Genomic DNA, 16,281 nt, shown 5'->3' on the forward strand with positions numbered 1-16,281 from the left:
GGGCGTGGGGCCCAGGGTGCTGCTGGGCGTGGGGCCCAGGGTGCTGCTGGGCGTGGGGCCCAGGGTGCTGCTGGGCGTGGGGCCCAGGGTGCTGCCGGGCGTGGTCCTGGAGGCGCTGGCCGGTCACCCTGCCTCGCGATGTGGTGCTCGGGGTGGTGGGGTGGACTTGCCGCGCCGGCCGGTGACGCGCCGGCCACGTCGGCGTCACGCGTGCGCCGACGCCCGTCCCGGTCCGGTCTCCGGCAGGTCGAGCAGGCGGCAGACCGTTTCGATGTCCACCCGGACCTGGGCGAGGGAGGCGCGGCCGGCGAGCCAGGTGATCAGGGTGGAGAGCCAGGTGTGTTCGATGACGCGGACCGCGGAGAGCCGGGCGGGCGTCGCGTTCTCCAGGCCGCCGATCGCGTCCAGGATGATCGCGGTGGTCTGCCGGGAGACCTGGTCGACCTCCGGGGAGACGCTGCGGTCGGCGAAGGTCAGGGCGCGGGCCATCGCCTCGGCCAGCCGGGGTTCGCGTTGCAGCGCGCCGAAGGCCCGCATCAGGGTCTGGGCCACCCGGTCGCCGGCCGTGTCGCCGGCCGGCGGGCTCTTGCGCAGGGTGGCGTGCAGCCGCTCCAACTGGTCGTGCATGGTGGCGACCAGCAGATGCACCTTGGACGGGAAGTACCGGTACAGCGTGCCGAGGGCCACCTGCGACGACTCCGCGACCTCGCGCATCTGCACGGCCTCGAAGCCGCCCCGGCAGGCCAGCTGGGCGGTCGCGTGCAGGATGCGGCGGCGGCGCTCCCGCTGCCGTTCGGTGAGGGGCGGTGAAGGGGAGAGGGAGGGGGAGGGGGAGGGGGAGGGGAGCTGCGGAGTGATTACCTCCGCTTCAGGGTCGTCCGCCTTGGTCACCTTCGTCACCTTCCCCCGTCGTCCGTCCGGCGCGGTGGCCCGGCGGAGTGCCGTGCCGTGGCGTGAATCACCTGATCCACTCGTCCCAGCTCCGCTACCTGCCGGTAGATTCGGAGCCTCTGACGATCAAGTCTGCAACTTGTTCTAGATTAACGTCCCGGCGTAGTGTCGCGGGACAGTGCAGTGAGAAGGGGGCCCGGGAGTGACCGCTGAGGCCAGTGGGACGGGTCCCCGTCCGGAGCCCGCCGCCGACGGCCTGCGGCCGCTCCGCATCGCCCTCCTCACCTACAAGGGGAACCCGTTCTGCGGCGGCCAGGGCGTCTACGTCCGCCACCTCTCGCGCGAACTGGCCCGCCTCGGCCACCGGGTCGAGGTCGTCGGCGCCCAGCCCTACCCGGTCCTCGACGAGGACCCCGCGGCCGGTGACCGGCTCTCCCTCACCGAGCTGCCCAGCCTCGACCTGTACCGCCAGCCCGACCCCTTCCGCACCCCGGGCCGCGGCGAGTACCGCGACTGGATCGACGCGGTCGAGGTCGGCACGATGTGGACCGGCGGGTTCCCGGAACCGCTGACGTTCTCGCTGCGCGCCCGCCGCCATCTGCGCGCCCGCCGCGGCGACTTCGACGTCGTGCACGACAACCAGACGCTGGGGTACGGACTGCTCGGCGACGTCGGCGCGCCCCTCGTCACCACCATCCACCACCCCATCACCGTCGACCGGCAACTGGAACTCGACGCCGCCGACGGCTGGAAGCGCCGGTACTCCGTGCGCCGCTGGTACGCCTTCACCCGCATGCAGAAGCGCGTCGCGCGCCGCCTGCCCTCCGTGCTCACCGTCTCCGGCACCTCCCGCCAGGAGATCGTCGACCACCTCGGCGTACGGGACGACCGGATCCATGTCGTCCACATCGGCGCCGACACCGACCTGTTCTCGCCCGACCCGTCGGTGCCCCGGGTGCCGGGCCGGATCGTGACCACGTCCAGCGCGGACGTGCCGCTCAAGGGCCTGGTCTTCCTCGTCGAGGCGCTGGCGAAGGCCCGCACCGAGCACCCGCGGGCGCACCTCGTCGTCGTCGGCAAGCGGCCCGCGGAGGGGCCCGTCGCGCAGGCGATCGAGCGGTACGGCCTCGAAGGCGCCGTCGAGTTCGTCAAGGGCATCTCGGACGCCGAACTCGTCGACCTGGTGCGGTCGGCGGAGGTGGCGTGCGTGCCCTCGCTGTACGAGGGGTTCTCGCTGCCGGCCGCCGAGGCGATGGCGACGGGCACGGCGCTGCTGGCCACCACCGGCGGGGCCGTCCCGGAGGTCGCCGGACCCGACGGGGAGACCTGCCTCGCGGTGCCGCCGGGCGACGCCGACGCGCTGGCCGCCGGCCTGAACCGGCTGCTCGGCGACCGGGGACTGCGGGTGCGGCTCGGCGCGGCCGGACGCGAGCGCGTGCTGCGGCACTTCACCTGGGCCCGCGCCGCCGAGGGCACGGTCGCCCGCTACCGCGAGGCCGTCGGCCCCGACCGGGCCACCCCGGCGCCCGCCCCCGCGACCCCGACCACCACCAGTGACACCGGCGTCTACCCCGAAAGCAGGGCCACGTGCTGACCGTCGACTTCTCCCGGTTCCCGCTCGCCCCCGGCGACCGCGTACTGGACCTCGGCTGCGGCGCCGGCCGGCACGCGTTCGAGTGCTACCGGCGCGGGGCCCGGGTCGTCGCGCTGGACCGGAACGCCGAGGAAATCCGCGAGGTCGCCCAGTGGTTCGCGGCGATGGAGGAGGCCGGCGAGGCCCCGGCCGGCGCCACCGCCACCGCGATGGAGGGCGACGCGCTGGCCCTGCCCTTCCCCGACGAGTGCTTCGACGTGGTCATCATCTCCGAGGTGATGGAGCACATCCACGACGACAAGGGCGTCCTCGCCGAGATGGTCCGGGTGCTCAGGCCCGGCGGCCGCATCGCGGTCACCGTCCCGCGCTACGGCCCCGAGAAGGTCTGCTGGACGCTGTCCGACGCGTACCACGAGGTCGAGGGCGGCCACATCCGCATCTACAAGGCCGACCAGCTGCTCGCCCGGATCCGCGAGGCGGGGCTCCGGCCGTACGGCAGCCATCACGCGCACGCGCTCCACTCGCCGTACTGGTGGCTGAAGTGCGCGTTCGGCGTCGACAACGACAAGGCGCTGCCGGTGCGGGCGTACCACAAGCTGCTGGTCTGGGACATCATGAAGAAGCCGCTGGCGACACGGGTCGCCGAGCAGGCGCTGAACCCGCTGATCGGCAAGAGCTTCGTGGCGTACGCGACCAAGCCGCACCTGCCGCCGGTGGACGCCGCGTGACATCGCCCCGCAGCCCTCGCACGCCCCGCACCGAGCACCTCGTCCTGCCCGGCGTCCTCACCGAAGCCGAGGCCGCCGGGACCGTCCGCGGCATCCTCGCCGTGCAGCGCGAGGACGGGGCGATCCCGTGGTTCCGCGGGCACCACCTCGACCCCTGGGACCACGTCGAGGCGGCGATGGCCCTGGACGCGGCCGACGAGCACGAGGCCGCCGAGCGGGCGTACGCGTGGCTGGCCCGGCACCAGAACGCGGACGGCTCCTGGTACGCCGCCTACGCCGACGGGGACTTCGCCGACGTCACCGACCGCGGCCGCGAGACCAACTTCGTCGCCTACATCGCCGTCGGCGTCTGGCACCACTACCTCGCCACCGGCGACGACACGTTCCTGGAACGGATGTGGCCCGTCGTCCACGCGGCGGTCGAGTTCGTGCTGCGGCTCCAGCAGCCCGGCGGGCAGATCGGCTGGCGGCGCGACGAGGACGGCACGGACACCGAGGACGCGCTGCTGACCGGCAGCTCCTCCGTCCACCACGCGCTGCGCTGCGCGCTCGCGATCGCCGAGCAGCGTGAGGAGCCGCAGCCCGACTGGGAGCTGGCGGCGGGCGCGCTGCGGCACGCCATCCGGCGTCACCCGGAGCGGTTCCTGGACAAGGGCCGGTACTCGATGGACTGGTACTACCCGGTGCTGGGCGGCGCGCTGACCGGCACGGAGGCCAGGTCCCGCATCAAGGAGAGCTGGGACCGCTTCGTCGTCCCCGGCCTCGGCGTGCGCTGCGTCGTCCCCAACCCCTGGGTCACGGGCGGCGAGTCGGCCGAACTCGCCCTCGCCCTGTGGGCGGTGGGCGAGTCCGACCACGCCCTGGAGATCCTCCAGTCCATCCAGCACCTGCGCGATCCCGACAGCGGCCTGTACTGGACGGGCTACGTCTTCGAGGACCAGGCCGTCTGGCCCCGCGAACTCACCACCTGGACGGCGGGCTCCCTGCTCCTGGCCGTCGCCGCCCTCGGCGGCCACGAGGCCACCTGCCAGGTCTTCTCCGGCGACCACCTGCCGAGGGGGCTGGACCCGGACTGCTGCGTCTGAGCACGCCGCGGCGCCGTACCCGGTCGGTCCTCGTCGAAGACGAGTGCTCAGCGGCGGCCGACGCGGTTGGCGATGGCGTGGCCGATGAAGAGGTAGACCACCGCGGCCAGGCCGTAGCCGGCGACCACGCGGGCCCAGTCCTCGTCGAAGGTGAAGAGGTCACGCGACCAGCCGGCCAGCCAGTTGGCCGCGTCATGGACGAACTGGACCAGGTCGTTGGCCCGGTTGGCGTCCAACAGGTACATCAGAATCCACAGGCCGAGGATGAAGGCCATGATGTCGGCGACGACGGCTATGGCCCTGCCCGCGGAACTGGAACCGTGAGATCTAGACATGCCTTGCGTATGGCCCGGGAAGCCCGGCGGAAACCTACAGCGACGGCCCCCCGTCCGGAAGCGGGTCCGGACGGAGGGCCGTTGAGGTGCCTGCGGGGCGGGCGGGTCAGCCGCGCTGGATGCCCGACGTGTCCTGGAGGACGCCGCGGCGGCCGTCCTGCGTCTGCGCGACCAGGTTGGCACCGCGCTGCTCGACGGCCAGGTACCAGGTGCCCGGCGCCAGCTCGGCGATGGGCGTGGGCGAGCCGTCCTCCGCGAACAGCGGACGCGGCACCGGCACGGCGAACCAGAACGGGGAGAAGTCCCCGGCCGGCTGCGCCTGCGCCTGGCCCTGCTGCGGGGCCTGCGGCTGCGGCTGGGCCTGACCCGGCTGCGGCTGGCCGCCGAAGGGCTGACCCGGCTGGCCCGGCTGACCGGGCTGGCCGCCGTACGGCTGCTGCTGCGCGCCGGGGTAGCCGTAACCGCCCTGCGGCTGGCCGCCGTAGGGCTGCGGCGCCGCCGGACGCGCGGCCGGGATCAGGGCGCCCTTGAGGGCGGGGACCAGCGGCGTGGCCACCGCGGCGGCGGCCATGACCAGCGTGGCGATGAGGGCGAGGATCAGGCCGAGGCCCGCCCCGAACTCGTCGACGATGCCACCCTCGCCGTCGAAGGCGCCCGCCGGGTCGAAGATGTTGCCGAGCGCGCTCCAGGCCGCGAAGACCGTGAAGGCGATGCCGAACTGGCCGAGGTCGAGACCGGCCACCTTCTTGGGCTGCGGCATCGCGCGGGCCACCACGACGAGCGCGGCGCCGATGACGCCCGCCAGGACGACACCGAGCACGACCGGCCCACTGCCCCACAGGCTGGGGATGTCGGCGCTGTCCGAGGCACCGTCGATCGAGTAGATGTCGAGGAACGACGCGATCAACAGCAGAACCGCTGCTCCGATCACCACGCCGTCGCCTCGAGTGAGGGAGCGGATATTCACTTCAGGTCCTTCGTAGGTCGTCTCGTCGTCAATAGAGGCGTCGCTGTCACGATGTCGCCGAAAGGTTCCGGTGTGAAGCGCGGGGGTGGCCCCTCATCGTACGGACGACACTATCGTCCGCACGTCGGGGCTGTCCGCAGGGATGGGAACGCTGATCACTACCCGCGCAGGAAACTCACGATTCCCTCAGACATCCCTTGCGCCGCCTTCTGCCGCCACGTGCCGCTGGTCAGCAGCGCCACGTCCTCGTCGTCACGCATGTTGCCGCACTCGATGAACACCTTGGGAACCGTTGACAGATTGAGACCGCCCAGGTCCGTGCGTGTGACCAGGCCGGTGCCGTCGCCCACGTAGTTGGACGGCGCGCTGCCCGTGGCGCGCACGAAGTTCCCCGCGACGCGCTCGCCGAGTTCGGCGGAGGGCGCGACGATGGCGCGGGTGTCCGCGTCGCCGTCGCGCACCGCGCCCGGCAGGATCACGTGGAAGCCGCGGTTGCCGGCCCCCGACCCGTCGGCGTGGATCGAGATCGCGGCGTCCGCGTCCGCCTCGTTGCCGATCCGGGCCCGCTCGTCCACGCAGGGGCCGTACGAACGGTCGCCGTCCTGCGTCAGCTTCACCGTGGCGCCCTGCTCCTCCAGCAGCGTGCGCAGCCGGTGGGCGACGTCGAGGGTGAACTTCGCCTCCGGGTAGCCCGCGTTGGTGGCGGTGCCCGTCGTGTCGCACTCCTTCCAGTGCGTGCCGACGTTCACCTTCCGGTTGATCTCCGACGTGTGCTGGAAGTTGCCCGGGTTGTGCCCCGGGTCGATGACGACGACCTTCCCCTCGAGCGGACCGGAGACCCCGGCGGGCGCGGACTTGGAGGGGGAGGAGGACGCGGTCGGCTTCCCGGTGGCGGCGGGGGAGGAGTCCGCGGGCTTCTTGGCGTCGTCGCTCGCGGAGGCCGCGCCTTCGGAGGGCGCCGCCGAGGAGGTCCGCGCACCGGCCGTGTCCCCGCCGCCGTCGGAGCCGCCGACCGCCGCGTACACCCCCCAGCCGAGCAGCGCCCCGGGCACCAGCGCGGCGACCGCCACGGTGAGCGGGCGGCGCAGCGGGGAGCGACGGGGCCGGGGAGGTTCGAAATCGGGGCCTGTGTACGACACGTCAGCGACTCTAACCGTGCCCTCAGATCCCCGCGCCCGTTCGCCGCAGGACGCGCAGCGAGTCGGTCGCGGAGACCTCCGTGAAGGCGCCGGACGCGAGGGCCCTGAGGTAGACGCGGTACGGGGCCTGGCCGGTGAACTCGTCGGCCGGGTGCGGGAAGACGTCGTGGATGACGAGGAGGCCGTCGTCGGCCACGTGCGGTGCCCAGCCCTCGTAGTCCGCGTTCGCGTGCTCGTCGGTGTGGCCGCCGTCGACGAAGACGAGGCCGAGAGGGGAGTTCCAGACCGCCGCGACCTGGGGCGAGCGGCCGACGAGGGCGACCACGTGCTCCTCCAGACCGGCCCGGTGCAGGGTGCGGCGGAAGGTGGGGAGGGTGTCCATGACGCCCAGCTCGGGATCGACCGTCTCCGGGTCGTGGTAGTCCCAGCCCGGCTGCTGCTCCTCGCTGCCCCGGTGGTGGTCGACGGTGAGCGCGGTGACTCCGGCCCGGCGGGCCGCGTCGGCGAGCAGGACGGTGGAGCGCCCGCAGTACGTGCCGACCTCCAGCAGCGGCAGCCCGAGCCCGCCCGCCTCCACCGCGGCGGCGTACAGCGCGCGGCCCTCGTGCACGGGCATGAACCCCTTGGCGGCCTCGAAGGCGGCCAGGGCGTCGGGGGCGGGCGGCGCGGACATGCGGGTCCTCTCGGTGACACGGGGCGCCGGGCGGCGGCGCGGTTCGGCGCCCATGCTGCCGTACTCCGTGCCGGGGGCCGGGCTGGGGGTGCGGCGGGCGAGGGGGCGGGGTGTGTGGGTCGGGCCGGGAGGACTTTGCCGAGTCGCCGGGGTGGGAGGGGGAGCGTGAGCCGGTGGGGCGGGCGCGGGGCGTCCCGCCAAGCCGGTGCGGGGCGTCCTGCTGCGTGCAGCGTCTGCCGGGTGTCGGGCCGGGGGTGCGGCGGGGAAGGGGGCGCGTGCGCCTGTGGGCTCGGCGGGAAGGGGGCGCGTGCGCCTGCCGGCCCGGTGGGGAGAGTCCCGCCCGGCCGGTGCGGGTGAGGCGCCCGCCGGTGCGGGTGCGGCGCCCCATCGGCCCGCACCCCCTGCCGGGCGTGCGGCAGGGGGTGCGGTGAGGGGTGACGGCGTGCGGGTCAGGCGGGGACCGTCTCGCCCGGCAGGGACAGGTCCAGGTCGACCTGGTGGTCGCCGCCGTGGGTCGCCGCGTGGGCGAGCGGGCCGTGTCCGGCGGCGCGGGCGGCCAGTACGTACGGGCCGCGCGCGGGCACGGCCAGGGCGTAGCCGCCGTCCCCGGCGGAGAGGGTCGCGCCCGCCTGCCGGCCGTGCCGGTCGATCAGCGTGACCTTGGCGCGGGCGACGGGGGAGCCGTCGGCGGCCAGCACCCGGCCCCGGAAGCCGCGCGGCAGCTCACCGGCGGCGGCCTCCCCGGCGAGCGCCTGCTCGGCGCGGGCCAGGTTCGCGTCCTCCTCGCTGCTCGCGCGCAGCTGCGTGGCCGCGGACGGGCGGCGGCGGGGGAGGAAGAAGGCCAGCGCCAGGCCGACGGCGACCGCGGCGGTCGCGATCAGGAAGGAGACCCGGAAGCCGTGCATGGTGGGGACGGCGACGCCGCCCACGTCGTTCGAGGTGTTGGCGAGGACCATGCCGATCACGGCGCTCGACACCGACGTGCCGATGGACCGCATCAGGGTGTTGAGGCCGTTGGCCGCGCCCGTCTCCGAGGCCGGGACCGCGCCGATGATCAGCGCCGGCAGCGAGGAGTAGGCGAGGCCGATGCCCGCGCCGATCAGCACCGAGGTGATGACGGTCTGCCAGGCTGCGTTCATCAGGCCGAGGCCGCCGGCGTAGCCGATCCCGATGATCAGCAGGCCGATGATCAGGGTCGTCCGGGGTCCGTAGCGGGCGGACAGCCGGGCGTACACCGGCGCCGTGAACATCATCGTCAGGCCCAGCGGTGCCACGCACAGGCCCGCGACGACCATCGACTGCCCGAGGCCGTAGCCCGTCTCGGCGGGCAGCTGGAGGAGCTGCGGCAGGACCAGGGAGATGACGAAGAAGGAGACGCCGACCATGATCGAGGCGAGGTTGGTGAGCAGGACCTCGCGGCGGGCCGTGGTGCGCAGGTCGACCAGCGGGGCGGCGACGCGCAGCTCCATCAGGCCCCAGAGCAGCAGGACCACGACGGCGGCGGCGAACAGGCCGAGCGTGGTGGGCGACGACCAGCCCCAGTCGCTGCCCTTGGTGATCGGCAGGAGGAAGAGGATCAGACCGGCGGTCAGACCGACCGCGCCCGGCAGGTCGAAGGAGCCCTTGGCGCGCAGCGGGGACTCCGGTACGACCAGCAGGGTCAGGGCGATGGAGAGCACACCGAGGCCGGCGGCGCCGTAGAACAGGGTGTGCCAGTCGGTGTGCTGGGCGACCAGGGCCGCGGCGGGCAGCGCGAGGCCGCCGCCGACGCCGATCGAGGAGCTCATCAGCGCCATCGCCGAGCCGAGCCGCTCGCGGGGCAGGATGTCGCGCATCAGGCCGATGCCGAGGGGTATCGCGCCCATCGCGACGCCCTGGAGCGTGCGGCCGACGATCATCGGCAGCAGGGCGTCGGTGAACGCGCTGATCAGCGCGCCCACCACCATCACCGAGAGGCTGACGATCAGCATCCGGCGCTTGCCGAACAGGTCGCCGAGCCGGCCCATGATCGGCGTGGCCACGGCGCCGGACAGGAGCGTCGAGGTCAGGACCCAGGTGGCGTTGCTGGGGCTGGTGTCCAGGAGCGCGGGCAGGTCCTTGATGACGGGGACGAGCAGGGTCTGCATCACCGCGACGACGATGCCCGCGAAGGCGAGCACCGGGACGGTGGCCCCGCTCGCACTCCGGGTGGGTTCGTCGGTCGTCGTGTGGGACATGGGGTGGGGCCTCCAGGCCGGGGGGCGTCGAAATGCGGTGCGGTACCGCTGTGCGGGATGACTGCAGGATGAACCTCGTCAGCCAGGGCAACTATTCCGTTGCTTCGGGTCCCTAATGAATTCTTGACCTTCTCTTGGTCCCCGCCCGGTCCGCGGCGCCTCGGTCCGAGGACCTAGGCCGGTCCGGGACCAAATTCCGATGTACGGGCCGGGCTGCCGTTGAGACCATGACACCCATGCCCGAAGCAACCAGTTCCGCCGCCTCCGCCGCCTCCGCCGCCACCGCCCGGACATCCACCCGCCGCACGCCCCCGACCTGGCTGGTCATTGCCCTGGCCTGTGCCGGACAGTTCCTGGTCGTGCTCGACGTGTCCGTCGTCAACGTCGCCCTGCCGTCCATGCGCAACGACCTCGGGCTGAGCGCGCAGGGGCTCCAGTGGGTGGTCAACGCCTACGCCATCGCCTTCGCCGGCTTCATGCTGCTCGGTGGACGGGCCGGTGACCTGTACGGGCGCAAGCGGATGTTCCTGGTCGGGCTCGGGCTGTTCACCCTGGCCTCACTGGGTGGCGGCCTGGCGCAGGAGGGCTGGCAGTTGCTGGCCGCGCGGGCCGTGCAGGGTCTGGGCGCGGCGGTACTCGCGCCCTCGACACTGACGCTCCTGACGGCGGCGGTGCCGGAGGGGGCCGCGCGGGCCCGGGCGATCGCGACCTGGACCGCCGTGGGTGCCGGGGGCGGCGCCGCGGGCGGACTGGTGGGTGGCGCCCTGGTGGACGGGCTGTCCTGGCGCTGGGTGCTGCTGATCAACGTGCCGGTCGGCGCGGTCGTGCTGGCCGGCGCCGTGCTGTGGCTGACCGAGAGCCGGGGCGCGGAGCGGCGGCGCCTCGACCTGCCGGGCGCGCTGCTGGTGACCGTCGGCCTGGCCACGCTCGCCTACGGCATCTCGCAGACCGAGTCCGAGGGCTGGACGGCGACGGCGACGCTGGTGCCGCTGCTCGCCGGCCTGGCGCTGCTCGGGCTGTTCCTCCTCGTCGAGGCGCGGACGGCGGCGCCGCTGATGCCGCTCGGGCTGCTGCGGCTGCGGTCGGTGGCGTCGGCGAACGTGGCGATGCTGGTGTCCGGCTCGTCGATGTTCTCGATGTGGTTCTTCATGACCTTGTACGCGCAGAACGTGCTGGGCTACACCCCGCTGGAGGCCGGTCTCGCCCTGGTGCCCAGCTCGCTTGCGGTGATCCTCGGGTCCAAGGCGGCGCCGCGGTTCATGCCGGTACTCGGGGCGCGGAACGTGGCCGTGCTGGGCACGCTCGTGGCGGCGGCCGGCTTCGGCTGGCAGTCGACGATGACCGCGGACGGGGGCTTCCTGACGGCGATCATGATCCCGGGTGTGCTGATGATGCTGGGCGCGGGCATGGCGGCGACGCCGTTGGCCTCACTGGCCATCTCCGGCGCGGCACCCGGCGACGCGGGACTGGTCTCCGGCCTGGTCAACACCTCCCGCACGATGGGCGGTTCCCTGGGCCTCGCGGTGATGTCGACGATCGCGGCGGCGAGGTCCGGCGGGGAGCACGCCGGCCCGGTGGCACTGACGGACGGCTACGCCCTGGTCTTCCGCACGGGAACGGCGGTCCTGACCGCCGCCGCCCTCCTCATGTGGGCATGGCTGCCGGCCGGAAAGCCGAAGCCCGCCACGACATGAGCGCCTCGGAGCGAGCGCCCCGAAGGGGCGCGGGGAACTGCGCGAGCAACCCCCACCGGCCCGCACTCTAAGACCCGGGCATGCGTGCCCCCTAAGGGGCGCGGGGAACTGCGCGAGCAACCCCCACCGGCCCGCACTCTAAGACCCGGGCATGCGTGCCCCCTAAGGGGCGCGGGGAACTGCGCGAACAACCCCCACCGGCCCGCACCCGAAGAACCGACCCAGCCCCCGGGCAGCCCCACTCACACCCACCCCTGCCGCCGAGCCTCGCGCAGCGCCTCCGCCCGGTTGCGCGTGGCCGTCTTGCCGATGGCCGCCGAGAGGTAGTTGCGCACCGTCGACTCGGACAGATGCAGCACCCCGGCCACGTCGGCGACGGTCGCCCCGTCCGCCGAGGCCCGCAGCACCTCGCACTCCCGGGCCGTGAGCGGGCTGGGCCCCGCACTGAGCGCGGCGGCGGCCAGTACGGGGTCCACGACCGTCTCACCGCCCAGCACCCGGCGGACGGCACCGGCCAGTTCCTCCACCGGACCGTCCTTCACCAGGAAACCGGCGGCGCCCGCCTCCATGGCCCGCCGCAGGTACCCGGGACGGCCGAACGTGGTCAGGATCAGCACCCGGCAGCCCGGCACCCGCTCCCTCAGCTCGGCGGCGGCGTCCAGGCCGCTGCGGCCAGGCAGTTCGATGTCGAGCAGGGCGACGTCCGGACGGTGCGCGAGCGCGGCGGCGACGATCTCGTCCCCGGCCGACACCTGCGCGACCACCTCGATGTCCTCCTCCATCCCGAGCAGCAGCGCGAGCGCGCCGCGCATCATGCCCTGGTCCTCGGCGAGCAGGACGCGGATGGGCCGGGGGCGGGGAGGCGTGTCGGTCACGGGGGAAGACTCGTCGGTCACGGGGCCAGGTTAGGGCGCCGACGCCCCCACCGGCCCCTCCTCCTCCGGAACCGGCAGTTCCGCCGTCACCGCGAAGCCGCCCCGGGGCTCCACGCCCGCGGTCAGCGAGCCGCCGGCCGTGAGGAGGCGTTCCGTCAGGCCGGCGAGGCCGGTGCCCGGCCCCTGGGTCGGGCCGGCGGCGCCCGTGCCGTTGTCCGTGACGGTGAGCCGGACCCGGTCCGCGCCGCCCGACACCGCGATCTCGCACCGGCTCGCCCCGCTGTGCCGTACGACGTTGGTGACCGCCTCCCGCACCACCCACCCCAGCAGCGCCTCGGCCTGCGGCGGCAGCGGCGGTCCCGAGCGGAGGACCACCGGCTCCACGTCCGCCGCGGCCAGCGCCGAACGGGCCCGGTCCAGCTCGGTCCCCAGGCTGCCCTCCCGGTATCCGGTGACCGCCTCCCGGACCTCCGTCAGCGCCTGACGCCCGACCGCCTCGATGTCGCCGATCTGGGTCAGCGCGGCGTCCAGGTCGCGGTGGGCCAGCCGCCGGGCCGCCTCCGACTTGACCACGATCACGGACAGGGTGTGCCCGAGCAGGTCGTGCAGGTCCCGGGAGAACCGCAGCCGTTCCTCCGCCACCGCCCGCGTCGCCAGTTCCTCCCGGGCCGCGCGCAGTTGCCGTACGGCGTCGGACAGGCCCAGGATCGCGGCCGTCACCATCGTGGACAGGAAGGTCCCGTAGGCGATGTTGAGTCCGGTCCAGCCGTCCTTGATCCCGGCCACGATCCCGGCCGCGGCGGCCAGCGTCCAGCCCCAGCGGCCCAGCCACCGGCCGCGCAGCGCCGCGCCCGCCGCAAGGCCGAGCAGCGGGAAGAACAGCAGCCAGCTGCCGCCGTAGGCCAGGGACAGGGCGCAGGTCACCAGCGCCATGCCGGCCAGGGCCAGCCGGGTCGACGGCGACTCGCGCCGCTCCTTGTCGAAGGAGCGGAAGGCCACGTAGATGTAGAGGGAGTTGAAGACCAGCAGTCCCAGGCCGCCGATCCAGGGGTTCGACGTCCGTCCCTGGAAGATGTTGGCCAGGCTGCCCAGGCCCATCAGCAGCCAGGGCAGGAGCGCGAAACCGGTGGGCGGCGGACCGACCCGCTCCGGCGGCTCGCCCGCCTTCGCCGCCGCCACCGGCTCGGACTGCCGCGCCAGCTGCCACGCGTCCAGACGGCACGAGACCCTGCGCAGCCACCCTCCGGTCCCGGTCATCGCCCTCGGCCCCTCTCCTCGGTCGTTCACGTGCTCAGCCGCGTTCCGCGCCGCGACGGTAGGACAGGACGGCGTACGCCCCGAACGCCAGCAGCCATGCCGTCAGTACGAGAATCGCACCCGCCGGGGGCGCCTGCCCCGTGGCGACCGAGGTGCCCAGCTCGGCGAAGCGGTTGGTCGGGGTGTACGCCGACACCGCGCGCAGCCACTCCGGGAACAGCGCCAACGGGAACCACAGCCCGCCGAGGACCGCGAGCCCCAGGTTGGCCACCATGTTCGCCACGCCGGTGGTCTGCCCGGTCAGCCGGTAGCCGTTGCCGAGGCCCAGCAGCGTGAAGGGGACCGACCCCAGCCACAGCAGCAGCGCCAGCGCCGCCCACTGCCACACCTCCAGCCGTACGCCGTTGACCAGGCCGCCCGCGGCGAGGACGGCCGTGATCGCGGGCAGCACCGTGACCGAGGCGGTCAGCGCGCGCCCCACCACCACCTGGTGCGGCGGCATCGGCGTCACCCGCAGTTGCCGCAGCCAGCCGATCGCCCGGTCCTCCGCGACCCCGCCGCCGGTGTTCAGGGCCGAGCCGACCGCGCCGTACGCCGCCATGCCGACCATCGCCCCGGTCTTCCAGTCGCCCGCGTCGCCGCCTCCGAGGTTGGTGAAGAGGAGGTACATGAGGACCGGCATGGCGATGCCGCCGATCACGAAGCCGGGGTCGCGCAGCGTGCGGCGCGTCTCCAGCCGCAGGTAGTCCCTCATCGCACCGGCTCCGTCTCCGTGGTGGTCTCCGTGGTGGTCCGCGCGGTGGTCTCCGCGGCCGTCGTCGTCAGCGCCAGGAAGGCGTCGTCCAGGGACGCCGGGGCCACCTCCAGGCCGCGGATCGCGCCCCGCTCGGCGAGGGCGATCACGGTCGCGTCGGAGTCGTCGGTGCGCAGCAGCGCCCGGTCCCCGCGGATCTCCAGCGCGCGCACGCCGGGCAGCAGCGCCAGATCGCCGGTGGCCCGGCCGGCCAGGTCGAAGGAGACGCGGCTGCCGCCCGCCGCCCGGCGCAGTTCGTCACCGGTGCCGTCCGCGACGATCCGCCCCCGGTCGAGGACCAGGATGCGGTCGGCGTGCGCCTCGGCCTCCTCCAGGTAGTGGGTGGAGAAGAGGACGGTGCTGCCGCGCCGCGCGTAGGCCCGCATCGACTCCCAGAAGGTGTGCCGGGCCTCCACGTCCAGGGCCGCCGTGGGTTCGTCGAGGACCAGCAGGCCGGGGTTGCCGGCCAGCGCGACGGCGAACCGCACCCGCTGGGTCTGCCCGCCGGACAGCCGGTCCACGCGACGCCCGGCCAGCCGCTCGATCCCGGCCAGCTCCAGGGCCTGCCCGACCGGCATCGGCGCCGGGTAGCGGCCGGCCACGAAGGCGACCAGCTCGCCCACGGTGACCCGGGGCACCGCCCGCGCCTCCTGGAGCATGGCCCCCACCCGGCCCGCGCGCACCGCCCGCTCCGGCTCCCCGCCGAACAGCGCCACCGTGCCCGCGTCGGGCGGGCACAGGCCCAGCAGCAGCGCGATCGCCGTGGACTTGCCCGCGCCGTTGCGGCCGAGCAGCGCGACCGTCTCCCCGCGCGCGATCTCCAGGTCCACGCCGTCCACGGCGCGCACGTCGCCGTAGGCCTTGGCCGCTCGGGTGAAGCAGACGGCGGACGCGGTGCTTTCTGTCGCTCTCATGCCGGTGACGCTACGGAGCCGGCGGGGGCGGGCGGCAGATGCGGTTGTCCGGAGTCCGGGAGGACAAATGTCCCGGCCGGCCGGTGTCCCGTACGGTCGAGGCTGCCGGTCCCCGGCCATGCCTGGGACGACCTGGGAGGACCTGCGGAGACCTGGGAGGACCTGCGGGGACCTGGGAGGACCTGCGGGGACCTGGGAGAAGGGAACAGCCATGCCCATCGACGCGGCCGCGGCACTCGCCGCACCGCCCCACGTCCGCGAACTCGCCTGGGACCACAAGGACGTCCAGCTCTACCACCTCGGGATCGGCGCCGGGCTGCCCGCCACCGACCGCACTACCTAACGTTTGCCCGGAGACTCACTCTTCAGGGGGGATTGAGGTATGTGGCCCAAGAGGGGCGCAGCAGCGGGGCTAGAGTCATCTTGTCGGGCGGCCGAGCAGCCCGGCCTACCGCCGGAAGGGCGGAAAGTCAGGCCTGCGGAGGCCACGTAAGACCGACCTTCACGGGTCGGCGGAGGCCCGTGAAACAGGAACCCGCGGTGGTACTGCGCAGCAGTACGGACCGGAATCACCCGCCCTTGGGCAGGTGAGGGCGTCAAACCCTGGAGTCCCGGCTGCATGTTCTGCCGAACTTCGCGACGGTGGCCGGCGGCGCATAGGGTGCCCCGCCGGACCACGTCGCCGAACTGTCGGGTACGCGAGGACCAGGCCCTGCTCTACCGCCTCAGCGGTGACTGGAACCCGCTCCACGCCGACCCGGAGTTCGCCGCGCGCGCCGGCTTCGAGCGGCCCGTCTTGCACGGGCTGTGCACCTACGGCGCCACGCTCAAGGCGGTGGTCGACACGCTGCTGGACGGTGACGTGACCCGGGTGCGCGAGTACCGCACGCGGTTCGCCGGGGTGGTGTACCCGGGGGAGACGCTGCGGGTGCGGATGTGGCGGCCGGTGGTGCGGGACGGCGGCCGCTCGGTGCGCGTGGCGGTGAGCGCCGGCGAACGGGACGACGCCCCGGTCCTCGCCGGCACCGTCGTCCGGTACGGGTGACGACGACGGCCCCGTCCGTCAAAGTGACGCACGGGGCCGTGGCCGCTTGCCTGCTTCCTACTGCGCGTGATGCGT

At 73.9% G+C, this 16,281-nt stretch carries 14 protein-coding genes and 1 pseudogene; 5 read left to right on the plus strand and 10 right to left on the minus strand.

Annotated elements, in window-relative coordinates:
* Positions 1 to 204 precede the first annotated feature (204 nt).
* The gene (locus ACFW01_RS32280; RefSeq protein WP_384509624.1) at positions 205 to 858 is read right to left on the minus strand and encodes a TetR family transcriptional regulator; all 654 of its coding nucleotides are present in this window, start codon (positions 856 to 858) and stop codon (positions 205 to 207) included.
* Positions 859 to 1,093: 235 nt separating this feature from the next.
* On the opposite strand from ACFW01_RS32280, the gene ACFW01_RS32285 reads away from it, so the two are divergent.
* From ACFW01_RS32285 to ACFW01_RS32295, 3 genes are read left to right on the plus strand one after another with little or no spacing between them, the layout of a single operon-like run.
* Positions 1,094 to 2,485, plus strand: coding sequence for a glycosyltransferase family 4 protein (locus tag ACFW01_RS32285; RefSeq protein ID WP_234954205.1), 1,392 nt, complete (start codon positions 1,094 to 1,096; stop codon positions 2,483 to 2,485).
* The gene (locus ACFW01_RS32290) at positions 2,479 to 3,213 is read left to right on the plus strand and encodes a class I SAM-dependent methyltransferase (RefSeq protein ID WP_234954203.1); all 735 of its coding nucleotides are present in this window, start codon (positions 2,479 to 2,481) and stop codon (positions 3,211 to 3,213) included. The genes ACFW01_RS32285 and ACFW01_RS32290 overlap by 7 nt, the downstream gene beginning before the upstream one ends.
* Entirely contained in the window at positions 3,210 to 4,298 is a 1,089-nt protein-coding gene (locus tag ACFW01_RS32295) for a prenyltransferase/squalene oxidase repeat-containing protein (protein WP_234954201.1), read from the plus strand. Before ACFW01_RS32290 ends, ACFW01_RS32295 begins: the two co-directional genes overlap by 4 nt.
* A 47-nt stretch (positions 4,299 to 4,345) precedes the next feature.
* Here ACFW01_RS32295 and ACFW01_RS32300 read toward each other — a convergent pair whose 3' ends face one another.
* From ACFW01_RS32300 to ACFW01_RS32320, 5 genes are all read right to left on the minus strand, one after another.
* On the minus strand, positions 4,346 to 4,633 hold the full coding sequence (locus ACFW01_RS32300; RefSeq protein ID WP_122620370.1) for a hypothetical protein: 288 nt from the start codon (positions 4,631 to 4,633) through the stop codon (positions 4,346 to 4,348).
* A gap of 106 nt (positions 4,634 to 4,739) precedes the next feature.
* Entirely contained in the window at positions 4,740 to 5,600 is an 861-nt protein-coding gene (locus tag ACFW01_RS32305; RefSeq protein ID WP_234954199.1) for a DUF5336 domain-containing protein, read from the minus strand.
* 158 nt (positions 5,601 to 5,758) lie between these two features.
* Entirely contained in the window at positions 5,759 to 6,739 is a 981-nt protein-coding gene (locus ACFW01_RS32310) for an N-acetylmuramoyl-L-alanine amidase (protein WP_234954197.1), read from the minus strand.
* Between the two features lie 22 nt (positions 6,740 to 6,761).
* Positions 6,762 to 7,412: a class I SAM-dependent methyltransferase gene (locus ACFW01_RS32315; protein ID WP_234954672.1), complete on the minus strand. Its 651-nt coding sequence runs from the start codon at positions 7,410 to 7,412 to the stop codon at positions 6,762 to 6,764.
* Between the two features lie 449 nt (positions 7,413 to 7,861).
* Positions 7,862 to 9,628: an MFS transporter gene (locus tag ACFW01_RS32320; protein WP_234954196.1), complete on the minus strand. Its 1,767-nt coding sequence runs from the start codon at positions 9,626 to 9,628 to the stop codon at positions 7,862 to 7,864.
* A 236-nt stretch (positions 9,629 to 9,864) separates the two neighbouring features.
* Between ACFW01_RS32320 and ACFW01_RS32325 the strand changes: the two genes are divergently transcribed.
* Positions 9,865 to 11,322 carry an MFS transporter gene (locus ACFW01_RS32325; RefSeq protein ID WP_384509606.1) on the plus strand — a complete coding sequence of 486 codons (1,458 nt, stop codon included), beginning with the start codon at positions 9,865 to 9,867 and terminating at the stop codon, positions 11,320 to 11,322.
* A gap of 242 nt (positions 11,323 to 11,564) precedes the next feature.
* Here ACFW01_RS32325 and ACFW01_RS32330 read toward each other — a convergent pair whose 3' ends face one another.
* The 4 genes from ACFW01_RS32330 to ACFW01_RS32345 are packed head-to-tail and all read right to left on the minus strand — an operon-like array spanning position 11,565 to position 15,161.
* Positions 11,565 to 12,197 (minus strand): response regulator transcription factor, encoded by a 633-nt coding sequence (locus ACFW01_RS32330; protein ID WP_234954671.1) that lies wholly within the window; start codon positions 12,195 to 12,197, stop codon positions 11,565 to 11,567.
* Between the two features lie 30 nt (positions 12,198 to 12,227).
* Complete coding sequence (locus ACFW01_RS32335) at positions 12,228 to 13,454, minus strand: sensor histidine kinase (protein WP_234954192.1); 1,227 nt, start codon at positions 13,452 to 13,454, stop codon at positions 12,228 to 12,230.
* Positions 13,455 to 13,488: 34 nt separating this feature from the next.
* On the minus strand, positions 13,489 to 14,208 hold the full coding sequence (locus tag ACFW01_RS32340; RefSeq protein WP_384509610.1) for an ABC transporter permease: 720 nt from the start codon (positions 14,206 to 14,208) through the stop codon (positions 13,489 to 13,491).
* Positions 14,205 to 15,161 (minus strand): ABC transporter ATP-binding protein, encoded by a 957-nt coding sequence (locus ACFW01_RS32345; RefSeq protein ID WP_234954188.1) that lies wholly within the window; start codon positions 15,159 to 15,161, stop codon positions 14,205 to 14,207. The genes ACFW01_RS32340 and ACFW01_RS32345 overlap by 4 nt, the downstream gene beginning before the upstream one ends.
* A 211-nt stretch (positions 15,162 to 15,372) precedes the next feature.
* On the opposite strand from ACFW01_RS32345, the pseudogene ACFW01_RS32350 reads away from it, so the two are divergent.
* Positions 15,373 to 16,206 (plus strand): annotated as a pseudogene (locus ACFW01_RS32350) (MaoC family dehydratase).
* The last annotated feature ends 75 nt before the right edge of the window (positions 16,207 to 16,281 follow it).

Origin of the sequence: Streptomyces sp. NPDC058985 (assembly GCF_042740985.1) — a bacterium.
GTDB lineage: Bacteria > Actinomycetota > Actinomycetes > Streptomycetales > Streptomycetaceae > Streptomyces.

What these genes read in the sequence shown, in the direction of transcription:
- ACFW01_RS32300 (WP_122620370.1), bottom strand. Translation starts at nt 4,633, where the DNA reads ATGTCTAGATCTCACGGTTCCAGTTCCGCGGGCAGGGCCATAGCCGTC.
- ACFW01_RS32315 (WP_234954672.1), bottom strand. Translation starts at nt 7,412, where the DNA reads ATGTCCGCGCCGCCCGCCCCCGACGCCCTGGCCGCCTTCGAGGCCGCC.
- ACFW01_RS32320 (WP_234954196.1), bottom strand. Translation starts at nt 9,628, where the DNA reads ATGTCCCACACGACGACCGACGAACCCACCCGGAGTGCGAGCGGGGCC.
- ACFW01_RS32325 (WP_384509606.1), top strand. Translation starts at nt 9,865, where the DNA reads ATGCCCGAAGCAACCAGTTCCGCCGCCTCCGCCGCCTCCGCCGCCACC.
- ACFW01_RS32335 (WP_234954192.1), bottom strand. Translation starts at nt 13,454, where the DNA reads ATGACCGGGACCGGAGGGTGGCTGCGCAGGGTCTCGTGCCGTCTGGAC.
- ACFW01_RS32340 (WP_384509610.1), bottom strand. Translation starts at nt 14,208, where the DNA reads ATGAGGGACTACCTGCGGCTGGAGACGCGCCGCACGCTGCGCGACCCC.
- ACFW01_RS32345 (WP_234954188.1), bottom strand. Translation starts at nt 15,161, where the DNA reads ATGAGAGCGACAGAAAGCACCGCGTCCGCCGTCTGCTTCACCCGAGCG.